7 protein-coding genes are annotated in these 11,970 nt (G+C 63.6%); 2 read left to right on the top strand and 5 right to left on the bottom strand.

What is annotated here, in order from left to right; translation table 11 throughout:
- Positions 1-33: 33 nt before the first annotated feature.
- A complete protein-coding gene (locus tag PG896_RS12710) occupies positions 34-2,421 on the bottom strand; it encodes a diguanylate cyclase domain-containing protein (RefSeq protein ID WP_270835781.1) in 2,388 nt (795 codons plus the stop codon).
- Positions 2,422-2,889: 468 nt separating this feature from the next.
- Between PG896_RS12710 and PG896_RS12705 the strand changes: the two genes are divergently transcribed.
- Positions 2,890-3,903 carry a lipoate--protein ligase gene (locus PG896_RS12705; RefSeq protein ID WP_263719488.1) on the top strand — a complete coding sequence of 338 codons (1,014 nt, stop codon included), beginning with the start codon at positions 2,890-2,892 and terminating at the stop codon, positions 3,901-3,903.
- Between the two features lie 176 nt (positions 3,904-4,079).
- A complete protein-coding gene (locus PG896_RS12700; protein WP_263719487.1) occupies positions 4,080-5,774 on the top strand; it encodes a pyridoxal phosphate-dependent decarboxylase family protein in 1,695 nt (564 codons plus the stop codon).
- A 77-nt stretch (positions 5,775-5,851) separates the two neighbouring features.
- On the opposite strand, the gene PG896_RS12695 is transcribed toward PG896_RS12700, so the two are convergent.
- From PG896_RS12695 to PG896_RS12680, 4 genes are all read right to left on the bottom strand, one after another.
- A complete protein-coding gene (locus PG896_RS12695; RefSeq protein ID WP_263719486.1) occupies positions 5,852-6,214 on the bottom strand; it encodes a copper-binding protein in 363 nt (120 codons plus the stop codon).
- Positions 6,215-6,245: 31 nt separating this feature from the next.
- Positions 6,246-9,395, bottom strand: a complete 3,150-nt coding sequence (locus tag PG896_RS12690; protein WP_270835772.1) for an efflux RND transporter permease subunit — start codon at positions 9,393-9,395, stop codon at positions 6,246-6,248.
- A gap of 73 nt (positions 9,396-9,468) precedes the next feature.
- Positions 9,469-10,986 carry an efflux RND transporter periplasmic adaptor subunit gene (locus PG896_RS12685; protein WP_052815049.1) on the bottom strand — a complete coding sequence of 506 codons (1,518 nt, stop codon included), beginning with the start codon at positions 10,984-10,986 and terminating at the stop codon, positions 9,469-9,471.
- A gap of 289 nt (positions 10,987-11,275) precedes the next feature.
- Positions 11,276-11,770, bottom strand: a complete 495-nt coding sequence (locus PG896_RS12680; RefSeq protein WP_052815050.1) for a hypothetical protein — start codon at positions 11,768-11,770, stop codon at positions 11,276-11,278.
- Between the last annotated feature and the right edge of the window lie 200 nt (positions 11,771-11,970).

The following is an 11,970-nucleotide window of genomic DNA, read 5'->3' as shown; positions in this document are numbered from 1 at the left end:
ACACAGGGGGCACGTGCCCCCTGTTTTCTGGCATCACACCGCCTCGCGGGTATCGCAGGTTTTCATCAGGGGGAAATAACGGCGATCCGCCTGGCTCATGTGGCCCACGACCAGCTCCTGGATGATGAAGTTGAGCAGGGCGTCGTTGCCAAGGGGGCCCGCCTGTGCGGCCGCCATCAGCTGACCGGCTTTTTTCAGCAGATGCTGGTGCTCCTGGCGATGGGCCGCCAGCTCCTCATAGCCATATTGCGCGAGGATCTGCTCTTCGAGGAGGAAGTGCTGGCGCGCCATCTCGAATATCTGCGCCATGTCTGCCAGCAAGGCATCCGGATGGATGCCGGGATCCTGCATGTGCTCGAGCAAGCGGTTGGCCAGCAGGTAGAGCTGGCGGTGGTCCGCATCGATGCGGGGGTGGCCGCATGCGTGGGCGGGCTGCCATTGCAGGGTGCCGGGGAGGGGATCCTGCCCGGTGGAAAACAGGCAGACCCTGCCCCGGCCATGGTGCTTGGCCTGATACATGGCCTGATCGGCGTGGTGCATCAGGGTCTTGGGGTCGGTGCCGTGATCCGGATAGAGGGCGACCCCTATGCTGCCGGAGATGCGCAGCGCCTGCTGCTCAAGCTGGAAGGGGTGATGCAGGCAGTGGTGCAGCTTGTCGGCGACCGCGAGGGCCGAGGCATCCGTATCGGGCAGCATGATGACGAATTCGTCCCCCCCAAGGCGTGCCACCAGATCTTCTTCCCTGACGCACTCCCCCATGCGCTCGGCCACCAGCTTGAGCAGCAGGTCGCCGGTTTCGTGGCCGAAGGTGTCATTGATGGGTTTGAAGTGGTCGAGATCGATGAAGACCAGGGCCAGGGGCTGCTGGGGAGCCTGCTCCAGGGTCTCCTTGAGCCGCTGTTGCAGCAGGCGGCGGTTGGCCAGGCCGGTGAGGGGGTCATAGAAGGCGAGGCGGCGCATCATCTCCTCCCGGGCCGAACGTTCGGTGACATCCCGGGTCACCCCCAAAATGGCGTCCGGTCTTGTGCTGGCGCTGCCATGCAAGGTAGTGACCGTCTCGATGGCCACCAGATGACCCTGCTTGTGGCGCAGCTGGGAGTGGATGACGCACCGGGTCTGCCCATGATCCCCCCGTTGCCAGGCCTCGAGGGAGGCGGTGATGCCGTCGCGAAGCTGTTTCCAGGACTCATCGGGGAGCAGCTGGCGCAGGGAGAGGGCAAAGAGTTCGGCGGGCTCATAGCCGCTCAGGGACGCGATGGCGGGGCTGATGTAACGAAAACGCAGGCTGCCGGTGTCCATGGTCCAGATCACGTCGCCGCTGTTCTCCGCCACGAAACGGTAGTGCTGCTCGCGCTGGGCCAGTTCCCGGGTGAGCCGCTGTCGGTCACTGGCCTCTTCCCGCAGACGCAGATAGAGGTGCAGGAAGACGCCGAGCAGGGCCAGCAGGGAGAAAGAGATCAGCATGGCGATGGCCACGCTCCTGTCGAGCAGTTGGCGCTGCTGGCGAAGGCTCGCCTGGGTACTGTTGTAGAGGAAGGGGGTGAGGTTGGGCACCGCCTTGATCATCCCGGCCTCCTCGTAGGTGCGGGCGATCTGCTGCCAGCGATCCTGCTGCATGTAGCCGGGCTCGATGATGTCGGGCTGCATCAGGGCCCGGGTTTCACGGGCCTCGAAGGCGAGCGCCTCGCGCCCGGCCCCGCTGGGGTAGTGCTCCAGGATCAGGTTGATCATCTCCTCGGGATGATCCATGGCATAGCGCCACCCCTTGAGGCTGGCCTGCAAGAAGCGCTGGACCCGTTCCTGCTGGTTGATGACCTCACTCTCCGAGGTGAAGAGGTTGTCTCCGTAGAAGTCGTACCCGATGTCGCGGGGACTGAACACCCGGTAGGGAATGCCCTGTTGCTGCAGGGTGAAGGGCTCGGTTGTGCTGTAGGCGCTGATGGCGTCCGCCTGGCCCCTCAGCAGTGCCTGTACCCCCCTCTCGTAGGGCAGGGTATCCCACTGCCGGCTGCGGGTGTAGCGATGCAGGTAGGTGAGCAGCTCGTTGGAGCCGGGTTCGAGCATCAGCCGCTTGTTGGCCAGATCGCCCGGGGTCTGGATATCCGGCCGCTCCAGGGTAATGAGCATCAGGGGGGAGTGCTGCAACATGGCGGCGAGCACCACCACAGGGCGACCTGCTGCCCGGGCCAGCAGCAGATCGCTGCCGCGGATGCCGAACTGGGCGCGACCCGTGGTGACTTCATTGATGACGTCGGTGCCCGGCCCCGCCTCCCGCAGGGTGACTTGCAGGCCGGCCTCCCGGTAGAACCCCTTGGCGATGGCGGCGTAGTAACCGGCAAACTGGAACTGGTGCTGCCAGGGAAGTTGCAGGATGACGCGCTCATCCGCCCTGAGGGGAGCCGTGGTCAGGGTGGCAATCATCACCCAGAAGGGCAGAAGCCAGCGTACAGGCTGGCGAGATGCATCGGACTCCGTCATACCGCTGTTCTCTCGGGAGGTGCTCTTCTGGCTAGAGTCAAACAATTTCCTGTTATTCGCAAGGGGAGCAAGCCCCAATAAGATGGGGCGCGGGAGGCAGTAAAAGTCATTTTTGTATCATTCATCACGCCAATGGGCGTCACGGCTCGTTTTGAAACCTTGTTAACCCGTCACCGACCCGGTGACAAGGGCATAAGGTGTCATTCCAGGAGGGGAGGCTGCCGCCTCTCTTCTCGCCTGTTAATGATAAACTGCGTGTTTTCGGCAATTCCCTCTTGTCTTCTCCTGTCGTATCAGAAGTTGATGCTCTTGCCCCTATCGGGTGTCGACCTGTGGCGGTCGGGGGACGCCTTCCTCCGTTCAGGGTGGTATGGTAGTCATCCGTTTCCTGTTTTCCGAGAAGGTCCTGTCATGTCTTCCTTGCGCCTGCTGCTCTCCGACTCCCACGATCCCCTGTTCAACCTCGCGGTGGAGGAGTGCATCTTTCGCCAGATGGACCCGGCCCAGCGGGTGCTGTTCCTGTGGCGCAACGACAATACGGTGGTGATAGGCCGGGCCCAGAACCCCTGGAAGGAGTGCAACACCCGCCGCATGGAAGAGGACGGGGTGACCCTGGCCCGGCGCAGCAGCGGGGGTGGCGCCGTGTTCCACGACCTTGGCAACAGCTGTTTCACCTTCATGGCGGGCAAGCCCGGTTATGACAAGAGCGTCTCCACCACCATCGTCATTGATGCCCTCGCCAGACTAGGCGTGAGTGCTTTTGCCTCCGGGCGCAACGACCTGCTGGTGGCGACCCCGGAAGGGGATCGCAAGGTGTCGGGTTCGGCCTACCGGGAGACCCATGATCGCGGCTTTCACCACGGTACCCTGCTGCTGGACGCCGATCTTGGTCGCCTCGCCCACTACCTCAATCCCGACCCCAAGAAGCTGGCGGCCAAGGGTATCAGCTCGGTGAGAAGCAGGGTGGCGAACCTTGGCGAGCTGTTGCCTGGCCTGGGTCATGAGCAGGTGGTGCAGGCCCTGTGCGACGCCTTCTTTGCCCATCACGGTGAGGTGGTGCAGCCCGAGCATATCTCCCCCGAGCGGATGCCCGACCTGCCCGGCTTTGCCGAGATCTTTGCCCGCCAACGCAGCTGGGAGTGGAACTTCGGCCATGCTCCCGCCTTCAGTCACCTGCTGGAGGAGCGCTTCCCCTGGGGCGGGGTCGAGCTGCATTTCGATGTGGAGAAGGGGGTGATAGGGCGGGCACAGATCTTCAGTGACACCCTGGACCCTGCGCCCCTGGATGACCTGGCCGCACGCCTGCCCGGGGTGGCCTATCGTCCCGAGGCCATCGACGAGTTGCTGCGTCAGTGGCGGGCGACGTTTTCGGCCAACCCCGAGCTGGAAGGGTTTTCGGCATGGCTGCTGACCGCCCTGCGCTGACCTTGCCCATGACCAGGATCACAAGATGAACAGGGGAAAAGAGGGAAGAGGGGGCGCGGTGCCCGTCAGGGCGCCAACATGACAAAAAGTAGGGCAGATCATTAGTTATTGTCTCTGTTGATAGAGGTGTCACTGGAGTATAAAAACCGCACCTCAGCAGTATCAATGGTATAAAAATGAATCACTTGGTCTATCTGAAAGATGAGGGCGTCAACGCCGTCTCCCCCGAATTCGCCCGTCGTTTTGCCACCGTCAAAGCCCACTTTTTCTCACGCAACCCCGACCTCTGGCCGGTGTTTCGCGAGCCCGGCTTTGCCACCCTCAACGAGTTTCGCGCCCGTGGACTGGCGCCGGATGCGCGGCTCAATGCCTGGCCCGATGGTCGCGCCCGCCTGGCCGATCTCTGCGAAACCATGCCGGTGCCAGCCACCATGCGCACGCCGGGGGAGCCCATGGCGGAGCTGCTGTTTGCCGGCGCCTTGTCAAAGGATTGGGAAAACCCCTCCAGCGTCGAGAACGTCATCACCATGTCGGCGGATCCCGCCATCTATGGCGCCCAGATGGGCATTCTCGCCAACCCCAACCTGGTCTACTCCGAATACGCCGGGGTGGCCGAGGAGCTGGAGAAGAAGGTGGTGCGCCAGATAGCGCTGCTGGCGGGTTACGACCCGGCCCGCGCCACCGGCATCTTCACCCAGGGGGGGACGTTTTGTAACCTCTACGGCTACCTGCTCGGCATCCGCAAGAGCCTGCCGGAAGCCAAGCACAAGGGGCTCGGCCACTATCAGGACTACCGCATCATCAACTCCCAGGGCGGTCACTACTCCAATATCACCAACCTCTCCCTGCTCGGGGTGGACATCGAGAACAAGACCATCCGCATCCAGGTCGGGGAGAACAACGACATCGATCTCGCGGATCTCGAGCGCACCCTGACCGCCTGTTTTGCCTTGAAGCACGTGGTGCCCACCATCATGCTCACCATGGGCACCACCGACACCTTTGGGGTGGATCAGGTCAAACCCGTGGTGGACCTGCGGGATCGCCTCTGCGAGCGCTTCGAGGTAGCGGTCAAACCCCACATCCACGTGGACGCCGCCATCGGCTGGTCGATGATCTTCTTTCTGGATTACGACTTTGCCGCCAACCCCCTCGCCATCAACGCCGCCACCCTGGCGGGGATCGAGCGCAACGTGAGCCGCTTCGCCGAGCTCAGATACGCCGACTCCTTCACCGTGGACTTCCAGAAGTGGGGCTATGTGCCCTACACCTCCAGCCTGGTGATGATAAAAGAGCAGAGCGATCTCAAGGCGATGGAGAACGATCCGGAGAACTTCTCCTACTTCGAACGCGACATCCAGGGCCACACCCACCTGCAATCCACCATCGAGTGCTCCCGCGGGGCGAGCGGCCTGTTCGGTGCCTACGCGGCCCTCAACTACCTGGGGGTGGAGGGGTATCGCACCGTGCTGGCCCACTGCCTGCAAAACGCCAACTACTTCCGCTTCCGGTTAAGCCAGCTCGGCAACGTCAAGCTGGTGGCCCAGGAGAATCAGGGGCCCAGTGTCGGCTTCAAGATCTACAACCCCGAGTGGGTGCAGGACCCGGAGGCCGAATTCGCCTTCGAGCTGGCGCGCAGCCCGGATGCGGCCTACAAGGCGCGGCTGGCACGCAACACCGAGTACCACCGCAGCCTGTTCAAGGGACGCGGCAAGGTGGGGCTCTACACCAACTGGGTGGAGGCGGTGGCGCACTCGGAATACGACGAGCGCGGCAAGTATTCCTACATCGCCGGCGAGAAGGCGGTCTTTATGAACCCCGCCTGCACCCGCGAACAGATCGACGCCTTTATCGACCACATTCGAGGCTGAGGATCGGCCCGGCGCTGACAAGCAGACAACAAAACGGCGGGTTCAACCCGCCGTTTTTTTACTGCCCTTGTGAGTGGTTACTGCTTCTGCAGCTTCGTCACCGTGAGCTTTCCAGCCGGACTTTCGGCGTGGAAGCTCACCGAGTCCCCGACCTTGAACCCTTCCAGCAGGGTGGGGTCGGCCACCTGGAAGACCATGGTCATGGGGGGCATCTTGAGGTTCTCGATGGCCTCGTGCTTGATGCCTACCTTGCCGTTTTGCGTGTCGATGCGGCTGATGATCCCCTTGGTCATCACCCTCTCCTGCATGCCCTCCATCTGGCCCATCTCCCCCATCTGGCTCATGTCGTGTCCTTCGTGGTTCATCATCTCCTCGGCCTGCAGGCCGGTGTGGGTGGCGAGGCCCAATAGCAGGGTCAGCGTCAGCGTCTTGTAGTTCATGATGGTTTCCTTGTTTGTGTTGTCCGGTTGATCAGGGCGCAGCCGGGGTATCCGTCTGCGACGTCGTGTGTTCAAGGGTTTTCAGGGTGCGGCTGCGCCACAGGTAGTAGGCGGCGGGCAGCACCAGCAGGGTCAGCACCAGCGCCGTCACCATGCCGCCTATCATGGGGGCGGCGATGCGCTGCATCACCTCGGAGCCGGTACCATGGCTCCACATGATGGGCAGAAGGCCGGCGATGATGGTGACCACCGTCATCATCTTGGGGCGCAGGCGCAGGGCGGCGCCGTGAATGACCGCCTGGTGCAGGCCGGCCTTGTCCGGTTTGCCGCTGGCCACCAGATCGTCCCAGGCGTGATTGAGGTAGACCAGCATCAGCACCCCCGTCTCCACGGCCACCCCGGCCAGGGCGATAAAGCCGACGCCGACGCCCACCGAGAGGTTGAAGTCGAGCAGCCAGACGGCCCAGATCCCCCCGACCACCGCCAGCGGCAGTGTGGTGAGGATGAGCAGTACCTCCTGGAAGCGGTGAAACGCGAGATAGAGCAGCAGCACGATAATGGCGAGGGTCAGGGGCACCACGTAGGTGAGGCGCTCCATGGCCCGCTCCATGTATTCGTACTGACCTGACCAGGTGAGGGCGTAACCCGGTGGCAGCACCAGCTGCTTGTCCACCTCGGCCTTGGCCTCTGCCACAAAGGAGCCGATGTCGCGGCCACGGATGTCCACGTAGACCCAGCCGTTGAGGCGTGCGTTTTCGCTGCGCAGCATGGGCGCCTCGTCGCTGATGTAGACCCGGGCCACGTCCGCCAGGGCGATCCGCTCACCCTTGGGGGTGACCAGGGGCAGCAGTTCGAGGCTGGCCACCGAATCGCGATAGCTCTGGGGATAGCGCAGGTTGATGGGGTAACGTTCGCGCCCCTCAATGGTCTGCCCCACGTCCATGCCGCCCACCGCGGTGGCGAGCACCGCCTGCACGTCGGCGATGTTGAGGCCGTAGCGGGCCGCCTTGAGCCGATCGATATCCACCTTGACGTAGCGACCGCCCGCCACCCGCTCGGCGTAGACGGAGGCAGCGCCTTCCACCTTGCCGACAATTTGCTCGAGTTGCTGGCCAATCTGCTGGACCACCTTGAGGTCGGGGCCGGCGATCTTGATCCCCACCGGGGTCTTGATGCCGGTGGCCAGCATGTCGATACGGGTCTTGATGGGGGGCACCCAGGCGTTGGTGAGGCCGGGGAAGCGGATGAGGGAGTCGAGCTCTTCTTTCAGCTTCTCCGGGGTCATGCCGGGACGCCACTGATCGCGGGGCTTGAGCTGGATGCTGGTCTCCATCATCACCAGATCCGCCGGGTCGGTGGCCGAGTCGGCGCGCCCCGCCTTGCCGAACACGTTCTGTACCTCGGGCACGGTGCGGATGAGTTTGTCGGTCTGCTGCAAAATCTCCCGCGCCTTGCCCACCGAGATGTTGGTCGCCGTGGTGGGCATGTACATGATGTCCCCCTCATCGAGCGGCGGTATGAACTCGGAGCCCAGGTGCTGGAGCGGCCAGAAACCCGCGACCGTGACCACCAGGGCGGCGGCGAGGGTGGTCTTGGGGCGGGCCAGCACGGCATTGAGCAGGGGCACATAGGCCTGGCTCAAGCCACGGTTGAGGGGGTTGGCCTGCTCGGGCAATACCTTGCCGCGGATAAAATAGCCCATGATGACCGGCACCAGCGTGATGGCGAGCGCGGCGGCGGCGGCCATGGCGTAGGTCTTGGTGTAGGCCAGCGGGTGGAACATCCGTCCCTCCTGCGCCTCCAGGGCAAACACCGGCAGGAAGCTCATGGTGATGATGAGCAGGGAGAAGAAAATCGCCGGCCCCACCTCGATGCTCGCCTCCGTGATGATCCGCCAGCGGTTCTTGTCGGTGAGCGCCTCCCGCTCCATGTGCTTGTGGACGTTCTCTATCATCACGATGGCGCCGTCCACCATGGCGCCGATGGCGATGGCGATGCCCCCCAGCGACATGATGTTGGCGTTGATCCCCTGCAGGTGCATCACGATAAAGGCGGTCAAAATCGCGATAGGGAGGGTGATGACCACCACCAGCGACGAGCGCAGGTGGAACAGGAAGGCGAGACACACCAGCACCACCACGGCGAACTCCTCCACCAGCTTGGCGGAGAGGTTGTCGATGGCGCGCTGGATAAGGTCGGATCGATCGTACACGGTGACGATCTCCACCCCGTCGGGCAGGCTGGATTTGAGCTCGGCCAGCCGTGCCTTGACCCCGTCGATGGTGTGCTGGGCATTCTCGCCAAAACGCATGACGATGATGCCGCCCACCACTTCCCCTTCGCCGTTGAGCTCGGCGATACCGCGCCGGCTCTGGGGACCGGTCACCACGTCGGCCACGTCACCCAGCAGCAGGGGGGCGCCCCGCACATTGGTGCCGAGCGGGATCTGCTTCAGATCCTCGACGCTCTTGAGGTAGCCATTCGAACGAACCATGTACTCCGCTTCCGCCATCTCGATGACGGAGGCGCCGGTCTCCTGGTTGCCCTGCTTGATGGCGGTCTCGATGAGGGAGAGCGGAATGCCGTAGGCCCGCAGCTTGTCCGGATCGACCCGCACCTGGTACTGGCGCACCATGCCGCCCACAGTGGCGACTTCGGATACGCCGTTCACCGTCTGCAGCTCGTATTTCAGAAACCAGTTCTGCAGTGACGTGAGCTCGCTGAGATCGTGCTTGCCGCTCTTGTCCACCAGGGCGTACTGGTAGACCCAGCCCACCCCGGTGGCGTCCGGCCCGAGCTGGGGCTGGGCCCCGGCGGGCAGATTGGGGGCCACCTGGCTCAGATACTCCAGCACCCGGGCGCGGGCCCAGTAGAGGTCGGTGTCGTCGTCAAACAGCACATAGACGAAGGAGTCGCCGAAGAAGGAGTAGCCGCGCACCGTGGTGGCCCCCGGCACCGCCAGCATGGCGGTGGTGAGGGGGTAGGTCACCTGATCCTCCACCACCTGGGGCGCCTGGCCCGGGTAGGAGGTCTTGATGATCACCTGGACGTCGGAGAGATCCGGCAGGGCGTCCACCGGGGTCTGCTTGACCGACCAGAGGCCCCAGGCGGTGAGCATGACGGTCAGCAGCAGCACCAGGAAGCGGTTGCCGACGGACCAGCGAATGATGGCAGGGATCATGACTGGGCTCCTCTCATTCGGTGGGCTGGCAGCCGATTGGGTTTGTGCTCAATGCAGCGAAGCATGGCCGGGATCATGATTTATCCCCCATCTGGTGCTGGCTGTGATCCATGCCTTCCATGCCTGGCATCTCGCCCTTGGCCTCTTTCATCGGCTCGTCTGCTGCCGGTTTGTCTTCCACATGGATCTGGATGATGCGGTACTCGTCCCCCTCCTGCTCCACCTGCAGATGCAGGGTCTGATCCGGTTTCAGCTGGCTGATGTCCACGCCGTCGGCCACGGTGAAGTCCATCTCCATGGCGGGCCACTGCCACTCGGGAATGGGCTGGTGAGAGATGCCGAGGGTACGCCCGGCGAGATCGATGTTCTGCACCTGGCCCTGGGTCCACACCTGCATGGGACGCACCGCCGTCATGCGCTGGAAGTCCGAATCGATGGCCGATTCTGAGTCGAGCAGGAACTGGGCCGAGCTGACGATGCTGTCACCGGCTTCGACCCCCTCCTGGATGGCGACCTTGTCACCAAACTGGGGGCCCAGGGTGACGGCCACCGACTTGAAGTTGCCATCTCCCAGCGCCAGCACCAGCCGGTCCTGGCTGCCGGTGCGGATCACCGCTTCGCTCGGCACCACCAGGCGGGGTTCCCCCTTGCCGGTGCCGATGCTCACCTTGGCGAACATGTTGGGTTTCAGGAACTCGTCCGGGTTGTCGAAGCGCAGGCGGACCCGCAGGGTGCGGGTACTGGCATCGAGCGTCGGGTAGAGGTAGTCCACCCGACCCTGCCAGCGGCGGCCCGGGGCATAGTCCAGGGTCATGGTGACCGGATCGCCGACCTTGATCTGGGCGGCCTGGCGCTCGAACACCTCGGCGCTCACCCACACCTGCTTGAGGGTACTGATGTTGAAGAGGGGGGCGGCGGGCTCCACATACTGGCCTTCACGCACCTTGAGCTCGGAGACATAGCCGCTGCTCGGGGCATAGATGCGCACCGTCTCCTGCACCTTGCGGGTGCGCTTGAGGGCCGCTATCTGATCCGCCGGTACCTGCAGGGACTTGAGCTTGCCTTCGGCGGCGCGCAGCAGCAGCGGGTTGGTGGTATTGAGCGCCAGCAGGTACTCGTGCTGGGCGTTCACCAGATCCGGGGCGTAGAGATCGTAGATGAAGCTGCCCCTGGCCACCTGCTGCCCCTCGTTCTTGATGGCGAGGTTGCGGATCCAGCCCGCCATCCGGGAGTTGATGGCTTCGAGGCGCTCCTCGTCATATCCCACATAGCCCACCGTCTCGATCTGCTGGTGGACGGGCAGTTTTTCCACCTTGGCCAGCCGCACCCCCAGGTTCTGCTGGATCTCGGGGCTGATGGTAACGGTGCCCGGCGAGCCGCCCTGTTTCTCTTCATAGACGGGGATGAAGTCCATCCCCATGTTGTCCTTGGCGGGGGCATCGCGCTTGTCGCGGGGATCCATGGGATTGACCCAGTAGAGGGGGGCCTTCTCCTTGGCGGTAGTAGCGCCGCCCATCTTGGTGGCGGCCCAGTAACCGCCGCCAGCCCCGAGGACGAGCATCAGAGTCGACAGGATCAGGGTCTTGTTCATCGCAGGCCTCCGGCACGAGTCGAACGGGAGGCGCGGGCGCCGGCAACGGCGAAAATCTTGGCTGATGACATGGTTACATCTTCTCTTCTATCAGGCCGCCTGACCGGGTTCCTGCATGAGCGTCGTGTCCAGGGGCGGGGCAGAGGCGTTATTCACGCACCTGCGTCACGCAACACTCGAATCACAGCGAACGGGTTGGGCGGCAAACGGAGCACTGCCGACGAGTCGGCCGGTGCACGGCACTTGTTGCAATGGCGAACCATTGCCCAGGCTGGGGTAGAAGAGGTTTCTAATGGCGCAGCACAGAGAGCATCAGATGCCGTCTGGGCCAGGAGGGGGGATGGGTACCGCGCAGGCGCAGGAAGGGATCCCTCAGCCAGTTGTCGAGCAGGGAGCCGACATGCCACGAAGAGGGGAGCAGCAGCAGGGGGATCAGCAGCAGTGACAACAGCATGCCGAGCAGGGGCGGGGCATTGGCCGCACCGGAGAAGCCGGCCTGCATCTGGCATTCCCCCCCAGACGGGGCACTCTGGCTCATGGTGCCCGAATGGCAGGAGAGGGGAATTGTGTCGGCCTGGCCATGGTTCATGGCGGCGTGCTGCACAGGCGGGCTCTCGTGCAGCGCATGAGACAAGGGGGAGGATGCCGGAAGGGCATCCTGGGTCTCACCCGGGAGGGCGGTGGCCGCGCCATGCCAGCTGATGCACAGGGTCAGATTGCAGACGAGCACCAGCGCCAGCAATAGCCGGGCGATGAACGTGGTGGGCAATCTCGATGAGAGCATGGGTGGCTTCCCTGTGACGGATGGGCCGAATCTAAACCTTGCCGAAAGGAGAAGGTCAAGGCCTGGCAAGCGCCGTCTGCCTGGGAATTGACATGGATTAAGAAAGGGCGGGGCAGTGAACAGAAAAAGCCCCGCCATGCGGCAATGCTGATCAGTTAAGGATCCATTGACCGATCCTTCTGCTGTAGGACAATCCGGAA

The sequence above is a fragment of the Aeromonas sp. QDB30 genome (assembly GCF_027707645.1).
Taxonomy (GTDB): domain Bacteria; phylum Pseudomonadota; class Gammaproteobacteria; order Enterobacterales; family Aeromonadaceae; genus Aeromonas; species Aeromonas caviae.
This window is presented reverse-complemented; position numbering and strand designations above follow the sequence as displayed.